The organism is Pedobacter sp. UBA4863 (assembly GCF_002399615.1).
GTDB lineage: Bacteria > Bacteroidota > Bacteroidia > Sphingobacteriales > Sphingobacteriaceae > Pedobacter.
On sequence record NZ_DHDZ01000029.1, the window covers coordinates 20,520 to 39,952 of the forward strand.

At 35.1% G+C, this 19,433-nt stretch carries 13 protein-coding genes; 9 read left to right on the forward strand and 4 right to left on the reverse strand.

Translation table 11 applies throughout. From position 1 onward, the window contains the following. Positions 1-72: 72 nt before the first annotated feature. The 4 genes from B3I52_RS05515 to B3I52_RS05530 all read left to right on the forward strand — a co-directional run bounded on the left by B3I52_RS05515 (position 73) and on the right by B3I52_RS05530 (position 3,901). Positions 73-537 (forward strand): nucleoside triphosphate pyrophosphohydrolase family protein, encoded by a 465-nt coding sequence (locus tag B3I52_RS05515; RefSeq protein ID WP_293299437.1) that lies wholly within the window; start codon positions 73-75, stop codon positions 535-537. A 15-nt stretch (positions 538-552) separates the two neighbouring features. Continuing rightward, the gene (locus B3I52_RS05520) at positions 553-1,014 is read left to right on the forward strand and encodes a MaoC family dehydratase (protein WP_293299438.1); all 462 of its coding nucleotides are present in this window, start codon (positions 553-555) and stop codon (positions 1,012-1,014) included. A gap of 134 nt (positions 1,015-1,148) precedes the next feature. Beyond that, positions 1,149-3,179: an FUSC family protein gene (locus B3I52_RS05525; RefSeq protein WP_293299439.1), complete on the forward strand. Its 2,031-nt coding sequence runs from the start codon at positions 1,149-1,151 to the stop codon at positions 3,177-3,179. Between the two features lie 188 nt (positions 3,180-3,367). Continuing rightward, complete coding sequence (locus B3I52_RS05530) at positions 3,368-3,901, forward strand: DUF892 family protein (protein ID WP_293299440.1); 534 nt, start codon at positions 3,368-3,370, stop codon at positions 3,899-3,901. Positions 3,902-3,919: 18 nt separating this feature from the next. Here B3I52_RS05530 and B3I52_RS05535 read toward each other — a convergent pair whose 3' ends face one another. Next, entirely contained in the window at positions 3,920-4,165 is a 246-nt protein-coding gene (locus B3I52_RS05535; protein ID WP_293299441.1) for a hypothetical protein, read from the reverse strand. Between the two features lie 111 nt (positions 4,166-4,276). Between B3I52_RS05535 and B3I52_RS05540 the strand changes: the two genes are divergently transcribed. Next, positions 4,277-5,752: a glycoside hydrolase family 130 protein gene (locus B3I52_RS05540; RefSeq protein WP_293299442.1), complete on the forward strand. Its 1,476-nt coding sequence runs from the start codon at positions 4,277-4,279 to the stop codon at positions 5,750-5,752. 169 nt (positions 5,753-5,921) lie between these two features. On the opposite strand, the gene B3I52_RS05545 is transcribed toward B3I52_RS05540, so the two are convergent. Further along, complete coding sequence (locus tag B3I52_RS05545) at positions 5,922-8,105, reverse strand: glutamine synthetase III (protein WP_293299443.1); 2,184 nt, start codon at positions 8,103-8,105, stop codon at positions 5,922-5,924. A 206-nt stretch (positions 8,106-8,311) separates the two neighbouring features. Between B3I52_RS05545 and B3I52_RS05550 the strand changes: the two genes are divergently transcribed. The 3 genes from B3I52_RS05550 to B3I52_RS05560 all read left to right on the forward strand — a co-directional run bounded on the left by B3I52_RS05550 (position 8,312) and on the right by B3I52_RS05560 (position 11,386). Next, positions 8,312-9,388, forward strand: a complete 1,077-nt coding sequence (locus B3I52_RS05550) for an acyltransferase family protein (RefSeq protein WP_293299444.1) — start codon at positions 8,312-8,314, stop codon at positions 9,386-9,388. A gap of 79 nt (positions 9,389-9,467) precedes the next feature. Beyond that, positions 9,468-10,334: an energy transducer TonB gene (locus B3I52_RS05555; RefSeq protein WP_293299445.1), complete on the forward strand. Its 867-nt coding sequence runs from the start codon at positions 9,468-9,470 to the stop codon at positions 10,332-10,334. A 92-nt stretch (positions 10,335-10,426) separates the two neighbouring features. After that, complete coding sequence (locus B3I52_RS05560) at positions 10,427-11,386, forward strand: hypothetical protein (RefSeq protein ID WP_293299446.1); 960 nt, start codon at positions 10,427-10,429, stop codon at positions 11,384-11,386. Here the strand turns inward: B3I52_RS05560 and asnB are convergent. Next, positions 11,379-13,211, reverse strand: a complete 1,833-nt coding sequence (gene asnB / locus B3I52_RS05565; protein ID WP_293299447.1) for an asparagine synthase (glutamine-hydrolyzing) — start codon at positions 13,209-13,211, stop codon at positions 11,379-11,381. The two genes, B3I52_RS05560 and asnB, sit on opposite strands and share 8 nt — an antisense overlap. Continuing rightward, on the reverse strand, positions 13,211-18,160 hold the full coding sequence (locus B3I52_RS05570) for a C25 family cysteine peptidase (protein ID WP_293299448.1): 4,950 nt from the start codon (positions 18,158-18,160) through the stop codon (positions 13,211-13,213). Before B3I52_RS05570 ends, asnB begins: the two co-directional genes overlap by 1 nt. Before the next feature lie 74 nt (positions 18,161-18,234). Here B3I52_RS05570 and B3I52_RS05575 point away from each other — a divergent pair, with 74 nt between their 5' ends. After that, positions 18,235-19,407 carry a glycosyltransferase family 4 protein gene (locus B3I52_RS05575; RefSeq protein WP_293299449.1) on the forward strand — a complete coding sequence of 391 codons (1,173 nt, stop codon included), beginning with the start codon at positions 18,235-18,237 and terminating at the stop codon, positions 19,405-19,407. Positions 19,408-19,433: the final 26 nt, after the last annotated feature.

The window sequence follows — 19,433 nt, forward strand, 5'->3', positions numbered from 1 at the left end:
AATGCACTTGTTGATAACAAAATTTGTTATTGAACTTAAATTGTTAAAACTTAGCATTCGTAAACACATTTTATGGAAGATTTAAGTGCGTTAAGTCAAGTAGCAGAATTTCATCAGACTTTTAAACATCCAATTATAACAGAGGCTTCAATTCCTCCGAAAAACAGAAGCCAGCTAAGAATTGATTTAATTGCTGAAGAGTTAAAAGAGCTACAAGAAGCAGTAGAAAATAACGATTTGGTTGAAGTTGCAGATGCGCTATGCGATTTGCAATACGTTTTAGCAGGTGCAGTTTTAGAATTTGGCTTGGGCAACAAGTTTAAAACCCTGTTTGATGAAGTGCACCGTTCTAATATGAGCAAAGCTTGTAAAACCATAACAGAGGCCGAGCAAACCATTGCACATTACAAACAAAAAGATAATGTAGAGGCTTATTTTAGAGAAGTGGAAGGTTTGTACCTAGTGTACCGTAAGGGAGATGACAAAACTTTAAAGTCTGTTAATTACTCTCCGGCCAATATTAAAGGATTACTATAAAAACAACAATATATTATGGTTAAAATTAACAGCCACGATGAATTTGCGGCTTACTTGGGAAATGAAGTAGGTGTTTCTGGATGGTACCAGATTACGCAAGACCAAATTAACAAGTTTGCAGATGCTACTTTAGACCACCAATGGATACATACCGACGTAAAAAAGGCAGCAACAGATAGCCCGTTTAAAAAAACAATTGCCCATGGTTATCTTACACTTTCTTTGATTCCTTATTTATGGCAACAGATTGCTACTATTGGTAACCTTAAAATGGAAATCAATTATGGAATAGAAAGCTTTAAATTTGGTCAGGCGGTGGTTGTAGATAGCGAAGTGCGTTTAAAAACCAAACTAAAGTCTATTTTAAATTTAAGAGGAATTAGCAAAGTATGTATTGAGGTAGTATTAGAAATAAAAGATCAGCCAAAACCCGCTTTTGTAGGCGATGTTTTCTTCTTGTACCATTTTGAAAGTTAACTTTCAATAATCTAACTTATAAAATAGCCGATAGAATATATCGGCTATTTTTTTAACGCTATTTTTTAGGGAGAAGTTGGCGTTTGATAAATGAATACTTGTTTTAAACAATTTACCTATTTTTACCGCTGTAAATGAAAGGTAAATTCCAGTATTTTTTGCTAACTATTTTTGCAGTATTAAAAAGCGAACATACCGTAGATGCTTTACGCAACACTGTTGCCGTGGTATTGCCTTTTATGGTTTTTTTTTATTTAGGTTGGCCAACAACGGGCATAGGCATTGGTATTGGGGCATTAATGATTTGTATGACCGATTTGCCCGGCAACCGTAGTGATAAATTTAAGGCAGCTTGGATTAGTGTGCTTGTTTTTACTCTTGTGGCAGTTTTAACTGCTTGGAGCACAGTTGTTCCGCTGTTAATGATTGTTGTTGTAGTGTTGCTCACTTTTCTTTTTACTATGGGTGCAGTAATGGGGCAGCGTATGGCCGGTATAGGTCTAATGGCGATTGTTCTGGCTACTTTTACTATCGGTTTAAAACCCGCAGATCCGCTGCTTTATGGCAACTATATCTTTTGGGGCGGTGTTTGGTACTCCCTAATTAGTTTGGCGCAAATTTCTGTTTTTCCGTATCGTTCTTTACACAGGGCAGTTGGTCAAGCTAAACGAGAAACAGCCGCACTGTTAAGGTTGAGGTCGCAGGGCTATAATCCAGAAATAAGTTTGTTGGGTTTTAACCAACGTAATATGCGCTTGCATTTAAAATTAGCTAACCACCACGAGTTAATAAGGCATTTGTTGTTAAGCGATCGTAAGACGATAAAGCAACTGGATGCTAAAAGTGCAGTTTTTTTAGAAAAATCTATTAACCTGATAGATTTGTACGAGCAAGTAAGTGCTGTGCACTACGATTATCCGTATTTACGCAAGCAATTTGAAAATACAGGGGTGCTGTTACTTATTCAACAAAGTATCGAATTATTTGCGGATTTGTTGGATAAACCAAATCATCAATTATTTGTAGCTCAATTTGAAGAGTTGCGTATGGCATTAAGCCAAAAAATAGTTGTGCTCGAAGAAAATAAAAGCACCTTGCTTAAACAGATTTTAGCTAATATTGATGAAATTTATGTTTTGATTATTGCTATTCATCAGCCTAATGTTAACCATCAGGTAAATATAAATACAGCTCGCTACCGTGATTTTTTGACGCTTACACCAGTACAAACAAAGGCCCTAAAAAGCCATTTTTCTTTAAATTCGCCTATTTTTCGCTTTGCGTTACGTTTATCTGCTTTATGCTTGGTAGCCATGCTATTAATTACTTGGCAAACGGAAGAGCATTACAGCTATTGGTTGCTTTTAACCATGGTAATTGTAAGTAGGCCTAGTTACACACAAACAATGAAACGCAATGCAGAACGCATAGGAGGTACCGCTGTAGGGTTGTTGGTAGGGTGGTTTCTTAGTCAGTATGCGGCTATTCCTTTGCAATTAGCTGTTAGTGTGCTTGGCTTGTTTGGCTTTTTTGCTTTTAATAGAGTGGCTTATAGTATTAGCGCCCTTTGCATTACCGTTGCCGTAATTTTAAGTTTAAATGTTTATGATGGTAACTTATGGAAATTGGTGTCAGACCGGGCCGTGTTTACTGTTATCGGCGTGCTGTTGTGTTTTGGGGCCACTTTCGTATTTCCTATATGGAATGCTCCCCGATTGAGCCATCTAATGACAGAAGTAATTAAAGCCAACTTGAGCTATTTCCAAGCGGTGGTTAGATTAAGGCCTCACGATTTAGATACTATTCACCAAACAAGATTGGCCAGAAAATTAAGCCATCAGCAACTTTCTGCATTGAGCGAAGCCATAGCAGCAGCAGCTAGAGAACCGTTTCATAAAAAAATTAATTGGCAACGCATTAATCGCATACAGTTGCTAAATTATCAGTTTAATGTGCTTATTGCCACTTTTGCAGGTGCCCAAAAACAGGGACGAGTCTATTTGCAAGCCACAGCTATTGCCCACATTGAAATGAACTTACAGCAAGCTCTGGCCTATATTGCACAAATTGATTTAGAGCAGCCGGTAACTTTGCCAAGTTGGGGAGAAAAACCTTTACAATTGTTGCAGCTCTCCGAGCATTTGACGGAGGTTGTAAATGCCTAAATAAATTCTTCGTGTTTCACCATTTTTTAACGTTAGCGGATAAAAAAAATCAATAAAACAAAATAAATGTTTTTGGGTAGTGTGCTTAACGTTTAAGTTGTATTTGTAAAACCAATATCTTTCGTATATTAGTATTGTAAACCATCAGGTAATAAGATGGTTATTCTTTGATTTTTAAACGGTTAGTTATGATAAAAATATCGCAATCTAACACGCTCACAGGTAAAATACCTAACAAAGAGGATTTAAAAGAGGAAATAACAGCTAGTTTAATGTTAGTTTATACTGCCGAACAGCAATGGTTGGCCATATTGCCCATTTTACAATTGGCCATAGGTTGCGAAGATTTTTTAAAAACCCTTCAAAAATTTCAGAAAGATGGAGCAGTACATCTTCGCAGGTTAGAAGATATCGTTGAAATTATGGAGGCAAAAATAACTCCGGCCGAACATCGAGATTTTGAAGTATTGATTGATGAATGCTATGATATTATAGATATTACCCCTAGAAATACTTTTATTCGTGATGCGGGTTTAATTGTAGGCGTGCAACAAGTACAGCAATATCAAATTACGGCCTATATTTCTTTGTTGGCGCAGGCTAAGGTATATGGTAAAGAAAAAATAATCAATCTTATAAAAATTATTCTAAATCATAAACAAGAAGAAGAAGAAATTTTGACCATGACGGGTACTAACCAAATGCTAGAGGAGATTAATTAATATTAACCAATTAAATATTTAAGGTGGTGTTGTCTTTTCCATTATTTGTAAGCCTATAAATTGAATTGTTTTATTGTCCAAATTGCCCCAGAGCTGCTCCCATTTCCCATAGGTTTCTTTTCTTAACTGTGTAATTTCGGTTTCGCCAATAAAACAAGCATAATAAGGCACGCCGTCGGTAGTTTCTAGTTGTGCCACTTTAATGTGTTTTTCTTGCTCATTTATTGTGGCAATAATATAAAAGTCTATTGTTGGTGGCTTCATCACAATGTTTTGTCTAATTAACAGTTGATTTAATTTTTAGTTTGATATGTTTTAGGCTCGTTTAAAACATAGCGGCTTTAAAAGTTGTTATTTATTTTAAACCAATTTAAAATGAGGATTACAGTAAGCAGAAAACCTGTAAAGGTATATCCAGATCCGAAAAGGGTAATAGCCAGATTTTTTTATAATGGCGATGAGCGAGCTAGAGAGCTAATTGCGCAAATAATGAAACTCACTAAAGAGGAAATTTTTGGTATTGTATCGCCTTTGTTGCAAGAGTTTTCTAAACGACATAGAAATATTACCAAAGTGTTTTTAAAACATTGCAAAAAAACACAATGGTTAATAGAGGAGATGGGAATTGATTATAAAGCCCTTGATGAATTTACTAAATACCTTATTGGATCTTATTTTACCCACGAGTATTCTATAGAGTCGGCGGCATTTTTTAACCCCTCGATTGTAGAAGATCCAGATCAATCTAACTTGGTAGAAGGCGAAAAGCGTGTGATTATTAGTTTTAGGGCTGTGGGAGAAGGGCATATCTCATCGGTAGTTTTTAGGAGAGCATTGATAGATTGCCATAACAATATTCATGTGCTGCCGTCAGGTAATTATATAGACGAGGCCGAGGTGGTGAAAAATGCCATCTATAACAAAAGATTGTTCCTTAAAAAAGCTTCGGATGCTGGTGTTGCTATGGAAGTAATTGCTGCCATAAACGAGCATTTGGGGGATAAATTTGATTATGGACAGTTAAGAAAGTTTCTGCTTGGTGTCAAAGAGAAAAAAAATGATGATGAAAAACTAGATTACGATAGAATACTTTGGTTGTCTGATACTTATCATGAAATTTGTTTTTCTAAAGATACCGATATATCAGACCGCGTAATATTCCCTATTTCGGAGTTTGAACGTAAAGGAATTGAGGATGCCCGATTTGTTCGTTTTACCAAAGATGATGGTAGTGTTATTTACTATGCTACCTACACGGCGTTCGACGGTTCGTTTATCATTCCTAAGTTGATGCAAACTACAGATTTTTACGATTTCAAAGTTAGCCCCTTGCATGGGAAAGGAGCACAGAACAAAAACTTGGCGCTGTTTCCAAAGAAAATTAACGGCAAATATGCAATGATGTCGCGTATTGATGGTTGGAACAATTACTTAATGTATTCAGATAGGGTTACAGTTTGGGAGCAGCCTATAAAGTTGCAGGCACCGCTTTACCCTTGGGAATATATTCAAATTGGTAACTGTGGCTCGCCAATAGAAACAGCCATGGGCTGGCTAATTATTACTCACGGTGTTGGGCCAATGCGCAGGTATTGCTTGGGGGCCAGTTTGTTGGATTTGCATAATCCGTCCATAGAAATTGGCAGGCTGCACGAGCCTTTGTTAATGCCAAACCCCGATGAAAGGGAGGGTTATGTACCCAATGTACTATATTCTTGCGGTTCTATTATTCATAACGATGAGCTAATTATTCCCTATGGGTTATCCGATTATTGTTCTTCGTTTGCCACGGTAAACTTAGCACATTTGTTAGAGAAGATTATGGAAACTAACAATGGTAGTTCGGTTTAAAGAACTTTTTAGGAATGGCTTTAGGTAATGGAGCTTTGCTGTATGTTGTAATTCTGGCTATATCAAAGTACTTGTAATTTGTTGGGGCTTATAAAACAAAAAGGCGCAAAAATAATCTTGCGCCTTAATTTACTTCTGTAAACAGTCTTATAAATAAAAGAAATGTTATTTATTTTAAGAATAATAGTTCTCTAAATTTTGGTAGTGGCCAAATGCTATCGTCAACAATTTGCTCTAATTTATCTACGTGATAACGGATAGCATCAAAATAAACTTTCACTTTCTCGTCATAAGCAATTGCTTTTTCTCTGCTGTCTTCAATTTTGTTAACTTTCTTACGCTCTTCTAGCATGTTATCTACGCTTGTTTTTACAATGGTTAAGTGCGTAGAAATTTTCTCTATAATAGCTAACGGCGTAGCTAAGGCTTCTTTGCTTAAGCCTAGTTCTTTTAAGCCCTTTGCATTTTCAATTAAAGAATTTTGATATGCAATAACTGCAGGGATAATTTGGCTGTTAGCCATATCGCCAAACACACGAGCTTCTATTTGAAGCTTTTTGTAGAAATTTTCTAGCAAAATTTCGTGGCGAGCATGTAATTCACGTTTGTTAAATACGTTGTTTTTAGAGAAAAGTTCGATGGTTTTTTCACTAATGTAGGCATCAAGAGCTTTTGGAGTTGTTTTAATGTTGGATAAGCCACGTTTTTCTGCCTCAACAGCCCATTCATCGCTATAACCATTGCCTTCAAAACGAATTGCTTTAGATTCTTTGATGTAACGTTTAATTACAGTCATTAAAGCCACGTCTTTCTTTTCGCCTTTTTTAATCAGCTTATCTACATCAACCTTAAATTTAATTAACTGATCTGCAACAATTGCGTTTAGTACTGTCATTGGTGCCGAAGAATTTGCGGTAGAACCTACAGCTCTTAACTCGAATTTGTTGCCGGTAAATGCAAACGGAGAAGTACGGTTACGGTCTGTATTGTCTAATAAAATTTGAGGGATTTTAGGGATGCCCAACCAAAGTGAGTTGTCTTCTTTTAGCTTTTTGCTTAAACGAGAATGTTCAATTTCATCCAGAATTTCGTCTAATTGTTGCCCTAAAAATATAGAAATGATTGCTGGTGGAGCTTCATTAGCGCCTAAACGGTGGTCGTTGCTTACCGATGCAATACTTGCTCTTAATAAATCTGCATGTTCGTGAACCGCTTTAATGGTATTTACAAAGAAGGTTAAGAACATTAAGTTATTTTTAGGAGTTTTTCCCGGTGCTAACAAGTTCTTGCCTGTATCGGTAATTAATGACCAGTTGTTATGTTTACCAGAGCCGTTAATGCCAGCATATGGTTTTTCGTGTAACAGTACCTTAAAGTTGTGGCGACGAGCAATTTTTTCCATAACGTCCATCAACAATTGGTTGTGGTCTATTGCTAAGTTAATTTCTTCGTAAATAGGAGCGCACTCAAATTGAGAAGGAGCAACTTCGTTGTGGCGAGTTTTTAAAGGGATACCTAATCTAATAGCCTCGTTCTCGAAATCAACCATATAAGCGAATACACGTTCTGGGATAGAACCAAAGTAGTGATCTTCTAGTTGCTGCCCTTTTGCAGACATATGTCCAAATAAGGCACGACCCGTCATTACTAAATCTGGACGAGCATTAAATAGTGCTAGATCTACCAAAAAGTATTCTTGTTCAATTCCCAATGAAACATTTACTTTAGAGATGCTCTTGTCGAAATATTGACAAACATCTACAGCAGCTTTATCTAAAGCAGATAATGCTTTTAATAAAGGAGCTTTATAGTCTAGCGCTTCGCCTGTGTAAGCAACAAATACTGTTGGAATACAAAGTGTTTTTCCGGCGGTGTGCTCTATAATAAAAGCTGGTGATGATGGATCCCAGGCCGTATAGCCACGAGCTTCGAAAGTATTGCGAATACCTCCGTTAGGAAAGCTAGAAGCATCAGGTTCTTGTTGTACCAATGCACTACCTGCGAATTTCTCAATGGCACCATCGCCACTTGGTTCAAAAAAAGAATCGTGTTTTTCGGCAGTAGAGCCAGTTAAAGGTTGAAACCAATGGGTATAGTGAGTTACACCTTTGCTCATTGCCCAAGATTTCATGGCTGTTGCAATCTGATTTGCATCGTCATGGTTAATTAATTCGCCTTGGTTTATTGAGGAAATGAGCTTTTCAAAGACATCTTTAGAAAGATATTCTTTCATTTTCTTTTTATCGAAAACGTTTAGTCCATAAAATTCTGAAATTTTTGTAGATGACGTTTTAATTTCAGGTGTTTTTCTGTTTAGAGCTTCTTTTAGTGCTATGGTTCTTAAGCTTTTCATTTATTTGATTAAAATTTTTCTCAAAAATATAGTTTTTTGTGATTTTTTGTGAAAATTTTATAAAAAAAGTGATAGAAAATATTTTTCAGCTCTATATTTTTAAATTTTCATATGATTTTTGTTGTTTTTGATTTGTTTGTACGCCTAATAATAATTTTATAGATTTTTTGATGATATGGGTGAAATGATGATTTTCATAATATGTCTTGGATGATTATCTTCATCCCGTGAAAGATGTAAGAGATCATAGAAATAACTTTGACTTAATAAGGTTAATTGCTGCATTGCAAGTCCTTTTACTTCATCATTTAGCTTTTTTTCAATTTTTGGACAATGATAGTGCTAAGCTCTTAGAGCGTTTTATTTGGAATTTTCCAGGTGTAAATGTGTTTTTTATAATTTCTGGGTATTTGATTTTTCAATCCTTAGAAAGAAATTCTCTTAAGTTATTTATTGAAAAGAGATTTAAAAGGATATATCCAGCATTAATTATTTGTTTTTTTCTTACAATATTGTTACTGGTATACTTTAATAGTTTAAGTTTTAAGGAAGTTTTAACTTTTGATTTTGGAAAATGGATTGTCGCACAACTTACCATCTTTCAGTTTTATAATCCCGAGATTGTAAGGGATTTTGGTTTTTCGCCACCTAATGGTGCTTTATGGACCATATCTGTAGAACTTCAATTTTATTTATTTGTAGCTATTTTATGGTATTTCTTATTAAAAAAGATAGATAAATGGAAGCGAAATACAATTCTTATAATCTGTTTCATTATATCTGCATTATACAATTATCTTTTTAACAAATATTTACATCCTGATAGCTTAGCATATAAATTGTCTTTCGTGTTTGTGCTATCGTATTTATATTTTTTTATAGCGGGAGCTTTGGTCTATTTAAATAGAACTTTTTTTATCAAAATATTTAAAGGAAAAGCACTACTCTGGATATTTATTTTTATAAGCTTTGGATTTGTTTTAGACCACTTTCAAATAATGTATTATCGATATGTATTTAATGGTTTGAGTTTTATAATGTTGGTTTTACTTGTTGCGGTGGTTTTTTCTATAGCGAACACTAGACCTAGCTTATCTGGTAAAATATTGAAGGGTAATGATATCTCCTATGGAATTTATATCTATCAGATGCCCATTATTAATTTATTTTTTCACTTACATTTAAATACAAAACCTTATCAATTTGCATTATCATTAGGCCTATGTGTAATTTTTGGTTTTTTTTCGTGGTTTGCGATTGAAAAAAAGGTTTTGAAACGGTAGGCAATTGCATTAAAATTTCTTGTTTATTATTTATGGATTCTTAAATAGTTTGCCATCATAGCTAAAAAACCTAATAGCTATGTTAAATAATTCATCAAATTTATACGGTGGCGAGTGGCTCGCTCTCGTGTTTGCAAACAGAAACCAAAAGTATGGTGCTTACCAATTAAGAAGGCAATCTTCTAGTACGATGTTAAAGGCTTTCTTAATTGCTGCACCATTATTTGTAAGTGCTTTTTTAGGGCCTTCAATTATTGCCGCTCTTAAAGGAAAAGATGCCATAGTGAATGATCCTGTTATAAATAAAGGTGTAACCATTGATAATTTTATTCGTGAACTACCGAAGACACAAAAACCAAGGGAGTTAGAAGCTAAACGAGAGGTTGAAGTACCGAAAGCTATTGCTCCAAAAACCAAAACTGTAGGTATGACAGATAATATTAAAGTAGTAAAAGATGATTTGGTAATGCACCATCCGCCAACAACAGATGAGCTGAAAGATGCTGTAATTGCCAGTACTACACAAGTTGGAGCTTTAAGTAAAAATGGTAATGCCGAATTGGGTACTGAAGCTTCTGGAACAGGCTTAGGGATTGGTGTAGGAGCAGGTGGAAATGGAGAAGAAGTACACCATACCGCTTCGGTAGAACATAGTCCAGAATTTCCAGGTGGCATGGAAGCCTGGGCTAAATATATTCAAAGAAACTTAAGATATCCAAGCATGGCGCAAGAAGAAGGTATAGGGGGGAAGGTATTTGTTAGTTTCGTGGTAGAAAAAGATGGTACCATTACCGATGTAAAAGTTACTCGTGGCATTGGCTACGGTTGCGATGAAGAGGCTATGAGGGTAATTAAAAAATCACCACGTTGGAAAGCAGGCATGCAAAACAACTTGCCAGTAAGGGTAAGGTACAATATGCCAATTAGCTATGTAATGCAGAATTAGTTTAAGATAATGTTGATTTGTGTAGGCGGTGGAAGAAATTTCATCGCTTTTTTGTTGCCAAGAAATACAATTTAACGTACTTTTATCAGTATATGCTCAGAATTTTACAAAGAGAAGAGTGGCAAGAAGCGATACTAAAGAATAGAGATCTTAACATAAATGAAGAAAGTGCTTTTATAGACGTTCTTCGTAATCTCACCTCGTTAGATCCTGTGTATTTTATTTATCAAGCTAACAATAAAGCCATTATTAGTTTCATCGCCTATACAAAAGGTGAACAAATTCGACACCCATCTCATTTTTTTTATTCGGCTTTTTGGATAGAAAATAATTTAAGCGATACCCAATATTGCCAGTATTTATATGAATTTATTTCTGCATTAGTTAAACAGTATGATACTATAGAAATTAAACTTCCTATTGATGTTTTAGATATAAGACCTTTCTTATGGAATAAGTTTTCCATAACAAACTATTATACTTATATAAAAAAATTAGATAAGCTAGATTACCATAGCGTGACCGAAAAAAATATTAGAAAGGTAAAGAAGCTGGGTTATACCTGTGTTAGAGAAAAAATGAATGGAGAAAGCTTAAACGTTAATCTACAATTGTTTTCAGACTTGAAAGTGTACGGTAAGCGTAAGATAGCTAATATTGGAAAGTTAATGATGGCGTTATCTGGGCAGGGGTATCTAGAAAGTTTTAATTGTTATAAGGACGATGAATTAATAGCTTCTAATCTGATTTTGTTGGATGAAAAATTTAAGATAGCATATACTTTGTTGTTAAACAAAACGTCTCGTATAAATAAGGATGATGTACATTCTTTATTGCATGATTTCTTTTTTACGCAATTAAAAGAAGATGGGTATTCGTATGTTGATTTATTAGGAGCCGATATGAAGAATATTGCGTCTTTTAAATCTAGGTTTAAAACAGATTTAAAACCGCATTTTTTAGTACGTTACAACAAAAGGAAAGTTTACATTGACAATGGTGTCGATAAAATTAAAAGTTTAGCTAAATTGATACTGAAGCGCTTTACTTAAAGTATTCTTTATACCACATCTGAAACTGTAATAATAACCAAAGTTTTCTGGCATCGTTACCATTCGGATTAGCATAAAATCTATTTTTTAACTTATATACTTCTATTATATTAAAGAAACGATGTTTGTCTAACTGTTCTGGCGATAAATATTCTTCTAAATAAGGTTTGTATATGGTATTCATCCACGCTGTTAACGGAATACCAAAACCTTTTTTGGGTCTGTCCATTAGCTTTTTAGGGATATACCTATGTGTTATATTTTTTAAAAGATACTTTAGTTTACCATCTTTTAGTAACCATTTAGCAGGTATTGTGCTCAATAAATCTACAAGTTCGGTTTTTAATAATGCGTCACGATTATCGATACCATAGTGCATGGTGATACGATCTGTTTTTACTAATAAATCGTTAGGTAAATAATTGTTTAAATCGAATTCTAAAAGAGATTTTATGTTGTTCCTATAGTCGTTAGACTTATAAATGGTTATATCCCTGTTTAGCAATATACTTATTTCGTCGAATGAAAAAAATGAAGTCAACGATTCATAGGTGTCTAAAAGATTTTCAGCAGAGAATATTTCTTTAAGCTTGTTTTTTCTACTTTTAGAAAAGTTAATAACAAGCTTTTTTGCAGCTTGGGGAAGTTTATTAGATTTTTGATAAAGCCAAATCGCTCTTTGATAGTTTTTATAACCGGCAAAGAGTTCATCACCGCCTTCGGCACCTAGCAACACATTTATATCTTCATAAGAAATTTGTTTAACTAGAAAAGCTAAGGGAATGGCGCCACTATCGCCCATAGGTTCATCAAAAATTTTTGGTAAACTTTCTAACGTACTTATAGCTCCCTTATCGTCTATATAGTATTCGCTGTGACTTGTATTAAGATATTGGGCAATAATTTTGGCATCTGGAGCTTCATTAATTCTTTTGTCGGTAAAGCCTAGCGTAAAAGTTTTCACCTTTTTTGTTTGTTTTTTTTGTAGTATGGCGGCAACTGTTGCGCTGTCATATCCACCACTTAGCATTACACCTATATTTACGTCGGCTACATTTCTTCTAAGTATAGATTCGGTAAGTACTTCATCAAGCTGGTCGATAATTTGTTTTTCGCTGTCGGTATCTGTAAATGGGACAACTGATTTATTTTCGAACTTAGCTTGCAGGTAATTACCACTATTTAAATCTAGAATTAAATAATGTTGTTTTTTGAAATTCCATATATTTTCAAAGATGGTGTCCTCTCCTGTAATATAGCCGTGACGCAAATACTTTTCTAAGGCGTTAGTATTTGTTCTTTTTTCTATCGGGTATTGCAACAAGCCTTTTAACTCAGATGAGAATGCAAAAAAACGATTGTCTTTATAAAAATACAAAGGTTTTACCCCCATGGTATCTCTAGCCAAAAAGAGTTGGTTTTGTTTTCTGTCTAATAGGGCGAAAGAAAAAGCGCCATCTATTTTTTCAAATAGTTGATTTCCCCATTTTTTATAACATTCTAATAAAACTTCTGTATCTGATAATGTTTTAAAGGTAACGCCGTATTTAATAAGTGTAGTCCTTAAATCAAGATAGTTGTATATAGTGCCATTAAAGGTAAGCGTATAGTTTCCGCAAAGCGATGTAAATGGCTGCTGCCCATCTTGAGACGGGGCAATAGTGGCTAACCTTTCATTTGCTAAACCTATACTATACTTATCATGCTTTTCGTATATGTGGTCATAGCCATTGCCACCCCTGTGTCGTAGTGTGGCCGAGGCGTTCAATAAATCCGTTTCACTGATTAGATTTTTATAGTCAATAAAGCCAGTAATCCCACACATTATTTCATCAGGTATATTTTTCCCGTATTTTGTTTAAAGAAATTATCGGTTGCTGTTCTTCTATGTTTAATTTCCGATTTATCGTTGTTCTCGACGATCACTTTGTAAAAATAAACACCCTTTGCCAAACGATCTCCATACATATCTGTTCCGTCCCAAGTAAAGTCAGAGATGTTATTGCCAATTCTGATATTGCCCAGCTCTTCCTTAAACACTTCTTTAACAATTTTACCTGTAACGGTCATGATCTGTACTTTTATCTTATCAGGAATTTTATCTCCCGTTAGGGTAAAAACAAACTTCATAGCCGTGGTAAACGGATTTGGGTAAGGATAAAAGTGCGTAATTGCAGATTCGTTGATGACCTCAAAATCTATGGTGTAGTTGGTGGTGTTATTGATATTGCCTGTGGCGTCTCTGCCTTCAACCATTAGGGTGTATATGCCGTCTTGCAGTTTTTCAGGTTTATAATTAACATTTGCTTTATTGTTTGCAACGGAGCTAGCAGGGGTAAAGGTTAATAACCCAGAAGTGTAGGCAATTCTTTTATAGTTGCCCGTAGTATTTTTTATGTATATGCTAAGTTGGGTAGTGTCATTCATTAATCGGTATAAATTTTCATCGGTAATATTGACTGAAATATTAGGCTGTGGAGAAACGATTTCGCCGTTCATAATATGTTTTCCATCGAAAGAAACGTCTATGATAGGTTCTTTGGTATCTTTAATAACGGTAAAAGGATGTTGTACGTAATTATTGAAAGAATAACTGTCAAGTTCATTAATTGGCATAAATTCAACTCTAAGTGAATTGTTTCCTGTAAGTCCAATTGTGGGAAGTTTTATTTTAATGTTGCTGCTTTGGTTAGGTAGCAGTTCTTCAATTTTCGTAACTTTTTCTCTAATAGTACTTCTGTCTGCTTTTGTTATTGTGTAATAAACGTTTACCGAGTCGGATGGTTTGTTGGAGATGTTTTGCCAAGCAATCTCATGTTTTATAGAGTCTCCTTCGTTTATCAAATCTTTATAAAAGGAATATTTTATCTCTGGGTTTATCGAAGCCTCGGAATATTCATCATATAAAAACTTCCATTTTATGAATTGGGGCGGAGTTCTATCTATATTATCTTTAAAGTTTGCCTTAATGGCCATTTTTGGATATGTTTTGGCATCGTAGGTGCTTAAATCTAGGTTGTCTGTCGGCAAGTTAGTTTGTAAAACTTGCATAGCACCCGTTTTATTGTAGCCTATTAAATCGAAGGTAACCTGATCGTTTGTTTCTGTTTTAACTTCATAATGAACACTTTTCCACTGCTTAGCAGGACCAGCTTGCGTTGTAATGTAGTTTCCTTGAGTTAGTGGATAGGGGTAGGTTTTATCAAATCTAATTACTTGCTCTCTTGGAAGAACGCTACTGCCTAAATCTGCAGTTTTTTCAATAGCTTGCCCAGCGGGCATTCCTTTTTCTCCCCAAAACATGTAAGGTTCTCCGTTTCCAACATTCCCAATATTAACAACGCCAACTTTTAAAAACGCATCTTTAGCTGCTTGGGATAGGGTAGAAAGATTAATGCCATAACCATTGTACCCAATTACGTGATATCCAGTAGGTATTTTGTCAATATATTCAATTAAGCTATCTACTTCTAATGGATTATTAATATCAAAATAAAATTGTCCAGAATAATAAAGAGGTGCCCCAGGGTTATCTTGATTTTTGTAGTTGAATTGAGAAGGAAGATTTAACGGTCGCATGGTAGTGGGGTTTAATGCTAAAATAGTGAAGCCTGTAAAACCGTCCCATCTAAAACCTAAAGCACCACCCGGATTAGCTCTATAGCGTCTTTCCTCAGTAGTCGGGCCGTCGTCTCCTCGGGTTTGTACAACGGTATAAAATGCTGTTTTTGCAAATTCTAATTTTTTAGCATTATTATTAAACTCTAAACTATTTAAAGTGCCATTTTGATACTGCTGATAATGTGATTGATTCCAACCTTCCGGACTATTTTTAATGTAAGTAAACGTACTTTCTTGCCAAGCTCCACCTTTATCAATATCTACGTTTAGGCGAACACGCCAATAGTAAACCTGATTATCATTAGTTAACAAATTTGGTCGCCATTTAGGGGTAAAGTTGGAGATTAAGTTAGTGCTTTTTCGCCAAGGACTATCGAAAGTTTTTACTGTATCTATTTCAAAAATGCAGTTTGCATCCTTAATAAATAAGTCATTTGATTGAGCAACGAGTTCGATATCTGTTTGTGAAACTATTGCGTATTTTTTTGGGTATATAGTGTTTAAACCATTAGAAGCCATAAAATACTCGAGTGTAGCGGTATTGTTGCTTTTAGAAATTTCGTCAAATTCGTTTTGGGGATCTAAGGTCACTGTAAACTTGTTCATTCCGCCGGCATTAAGGTCATTTGTTTCTATATTAAAAACAAGCGTATCTGCATAGTAAACGGGTTTAGTAAAGGTTTGCACAGGGTATGAAACAACAGAATTATTAGGTAGCGTGCGTGTAACTGCTACCTTAATTGGTTGGTTAACGGCTTTCCCTATATTTTTGGCTACCATAGCTAGCGAAAAAGAAGGACTAGTGGCAGTAACATTAGCAGGCGATATAAATATATCTTGGTTTTCGATAGCAAGATCTGGTTTTTCTGGAGTATAAAATTTTACCGCAGGATCTCCTTGAAATGTATATTGGGTAGTATGCATTACGTTATACACATCGTTATGGTTTTGATACTGAGCTTTAGCCAGCTTTAGCGCTTCAGCTATAGATACACCGTAATTAGCGGTAAATGCTTTTTGATAGAAAGTGGCACTAAAGCTCGAAAGGTAACTAGCTATTCCTTCACTAGAGGTTCCAATCCAGCCAATAGCGCCACGTTCAGGATAGAAAATATGTTTTTCTCCTAAGGAGGGAGCAACGATATACGTATTTCCGGTCGTACAGCCATTAACTAGGTAAGTTAAAAGAGTATTGCTATTGTTAAGTTCTTGTGGTAATCCAAAATCAATTTCTGTAGCTTGATGAGCGCCATGCCCTAAAAAAGAGAGCAAAGCTGCGCCTTTGTTAATTTCACTAATAATTTGCTGTTTCTGGTTTACGCTTACCGGCACGGTGACATTTTTGTTGAAATTTACAGTATCTGCACCAAAAGGATCTGCTTTCGCCATGTTGTACATGTTGGCTTGGTATGCAGCCCATGATAAGTTTTCGGAGAGAGTGCCGCCGCCGCTGATATGGATGAATTTTTTACGCCAAAGCGCATTTTCATAAAGCTCGTAACGTTTCAACTTTGCTAAGTAAATTTCAACTTCCTCGTTTGTTTTTGCACCAACTCTACCTGTAGCAATAGCAGGTGCTAAACTTGTATTGTTAATACGGGCAGTAAGTAAATCATCAGATGGGGGAGAGCCGTATGTAGGTACTAAATCTTCATTTATCCCTCCAGTACCCCTGATCAGGTTGTTTTCCATTCCTTTGCCTAAAAGTAGAAGATATTGAGGCTTTGTTGCAGCAAATTGCAGTAGGTACTTAGCGAAATTTCTAATTGCAAAAGGATGGTGAATACCATAATAAAATTGGTCGTATAGTTGTTCTGTGGTAATTAAAAATGATTTATAATTACCTTGATTTCTATAAGCCGCATAATTTTGAGCACTAGCTAATAGCTTTTTATGGGTAACTATGATGAAGTTTTTGTCAAATGTACTAGGTGCGAAATTTATCATCTCAACTTTTGTTAACGAAGGAGAGTTAAAAGAGGCTCCGTCATATAAAAAGAAGTTACGATTTTCATTATTGGCAGACAATACAAATTCGGCGTTTGAGCCGTTAATTTCACCTAAAATTCTCTGATTAGAAGTATTGTCCCATATTATTGGTTGGCTTTTGTTATTGTTGCTAAAGTTTAGATAGCGATTTTGGTTGTTGCCACTTAAAGAAAAGTGAATATTTCCACTACTTTGTAAATCAAGTGTTCGGGGGTAAATAATTTTAACATAAGCAACAGCTTGGTAATCTGTCCCATTAACTCCTAAGTTTAAATCATCTACAGATTCGTAAATAATGTTGGTATTTGTGCCAAGCTCGGTTGGTAATACAGAAAAAGAAGTTTTATAAATAGCGTATGCAGAAAATAGCGTATCTTTTTTAATAAATGTATTGGTGCCGTTATTTAAACTGATCCGTAAATGGTGATTTATTCTGTTTGGTTGCGGAGTGTCTGAGTCCGATCGCCCGGCTACATAGGTTTCGAGTTTAATTCCTAAAGCGCCTGTGCCAGTATATAAATTTGGTGTAGTTAGCGTTCTTGTTTGACTCTGACCTTTGCCGTACATATTTCCCAAGAACCCTTCTCCTTCTTGGTAGTCGGATAAGCTCATGTGTGCTGTTATGTACCTGCCTTGATAAAAAGCTTCCGGATATACCCCTAAACTTTCTTGAATAATGTAGTTTTCAGCAGTTAATCCGGTTTTTGGAGCTTGGAAGTTTTGAATACGTTTGCCAGCTGTTGTAGCGCTGAAAGTAAGGAAATAGGCGGCAGTATCGGTAAATAAACTATAATAATTATGCGGCTGCGCTGTTGCCGATACGTAGAGTTCTTTATCTAATGTACCATCATTTGGTTCTCCATAAAATTCTATATAATCGGTATTGTCAAATGTATTGTCGCTTTCTCCAGGTACATAAATGGCAACCTCTTTTCCATTTTTGAATAATTGGAAATTCTTTGGATTAATGCTGCTTAGCGAAGGTATTTGTTGATTTAATGCAGCGTAATTTAATCTATATATCCCTTTTTGGCTCACCTTGATTTTATAATACGATTGATTGGTATTAATCCAATCGTTACCATAAGTAGTTTGACCAACAACACTGAAGCAGTAGAGTGCTAAAAGAATAGACAAGTAAATGCGCAACATAGATTCAAACATACAAATAATTCCAATTAAATATTGATTTTAGAGTGCTTGTATTAAAGGATTTTTTACTTTTATCTTTTGATGTGATGGATAAGTTAAAAAAGATTTTATTCCTACCAGGGTGGTATCCCAACAGAACTCATTTGTCAGTAGGTTCTTTTGTTAGAAGCCACGCTGAGGCAGTTAACGAGTTGGTTTCGGTAGATGTTTTTCATGTATGCGGTGATGAAGAGTTGAAAATGATATATAGTTTCGAAAAAACAAAGGTCAATGATGTAAATACTTATATTCTATACTACAGAAAATCAAAATCAAAGCATGTAATCTCACAATTTGTTAAGGCTTTTTTATATGTGTTTGGGCAGTTTTATGGTTACTATAAATATCGAAGAATTGCGCCCAAGCCAGATTTTTTTCATGTTCACGTACTAACTAGAGCTGCAATATTACCTTATGTACTTAAATTGTTCAGTAGTAATATCAAGTATTTTATCACAGAACATTGGTCTCGATATTTACCTCAGGATAATTCATATCAAGGTTTTTTAAGAAAGAGATTTACAAAATCGGTAGTGAGCAAGTCGAGAGGGATAACAGCTGTTTCTGAAAATTTGAAATTCCACATGAGCCGTCATGGTTTAGAGCATCAAAATTTTACAGTAATTTCTAATGTAACTGAAAGTAGGTTTTTTGAAAGTAGTAAAGCCGTGAGAACTGTCGAAAATCATTTTGTTCATGTGTCTAATTTTGCGGCAAACTGTAAAAATGTAATCGGTATTATTGATGCTTTTGAAATAATCAAAAATAAAGGTTATGTTTTTTCTCTCACAATGGTAGGTGATGGGACAGATCATGAAGCTGCATTTAAGTATGTTAAAGAAAAAGATTTAAAGGAAGTTAACTTCACTGGTTTCTTATATGGTAAAGATGTTGTCGGTGAGATAGAAAAGGCAACAGCATTGGTTTTGTTTAGCAATTACGAAAATCAACCTGTGGTAATTACTGAAAGTTTGAGTTTAGGCGTACCGGTTATTGCAACCAAAGTTGGTGGTATTCCTGAAATGATTAATGAAACCAATGGAATTTTAGTTGAATCTAATGATGTTGATGCTTTGGCAAATGCGCTAAAACAAATAATAAAAAAAGAGAAAGTTTTCGATAGCGAGAAAATAAGAACAGCAGCTGCTCAAAAATTCAAAGGAGAGGTAATCGCTCGTCAGTTTGTTGATTTTTATCGTGCCGGCGGTGTAGAGATATAAAAAGAGAGCCGCGATTTTCTTCACGG

Excerpts from the sequence above, each read along its gene's own strand:
- B3I52_RS05515 (WP_293299437.1), top strand. The coding sequence starts at position 73 with ATGGAAGATTTAAGTGCGTTAAGTCAAGTAGCAGAATTTCATCAGACT.
- B3I52_RS05520 (WP_293299438.1), top strand. The coding sequence starts at position 553 with ATGGTTAAAATTAACAGCCACGATGAATTTGCGGCTTACTTGGGAAAT.
- B3I52_RS05525 (WP_293299439.1), top strand. The coding sequence starts at position 1,149 with ATGAAAGGTAAATTCCAGTATTTTTTGCTAACTATTTTTGCAGTATTA.
- B3I52_RS05530 (WP_293299440.1), top strand. The coding sequence starts at position 3,368 with ATGATAAAAATATCGCAATCTAACACGCTCACAGGTAAAATACCTAAC.
- B3I52_RS05535 (WP_293299441.1), bottom strand. The coding sequence starts at position 4,165 with ATGAAGCCACCAACAATAGACTTTTATATTATTGCCACAATAAATGAG.
- B3I52_RS05540 (WP_293299442.1), top strand. The coding sequence starts at position 4,277 with ATGAGGATTACAGTAAGCAGAAAACCTGTAAAGGTATATCCAGATCCG.
- B3I52_RS05545 (WP_293299443.1), bottom strand. The coding sequence starts at position 8,105 with ATGAAAAGCTTAAGAACCATAGCACTAAAAGAAGCTCTAAACAGAAAA.
- B3I52_RS05555 (WP_293299445.1), top strand. The coding sequence starts at position 9,468 with ATGTTAAATAATTCATCAAATTTATACGGTGGCGAGTGGCTCGCTCTC.
- B3I52_RS05560 (WP_293299446.1), top strand. The coding sequence starts at position 10,427 with ATGCTCAGAATTTTACAAAGAGAAGAGTGGCAAGAAGCGATACTAAAG.
- asnB (WP_293299447.1), bottom strand. The coding sequence starts at position 13,211 with ATGTGTGGGATTACTGGCTTTATTGACTATAAAAATCTAATCAGTGAA.
- B3I52_RS05570 (WP_293299448.1), bottom strand. The coding sequence starts at position 18,160 with ATGTTTGAATCTATGTTGCGCATTTACTTGTCTATTCTTTTAGCACTC.
- B3I52_RS05575 (WP_293299449.1), top strand. The coding sequence starts at position 18,235 with ATGGATAAGTTAAAAAAGATTTTATTCCTACCAGGGTGGTATCCCAAC.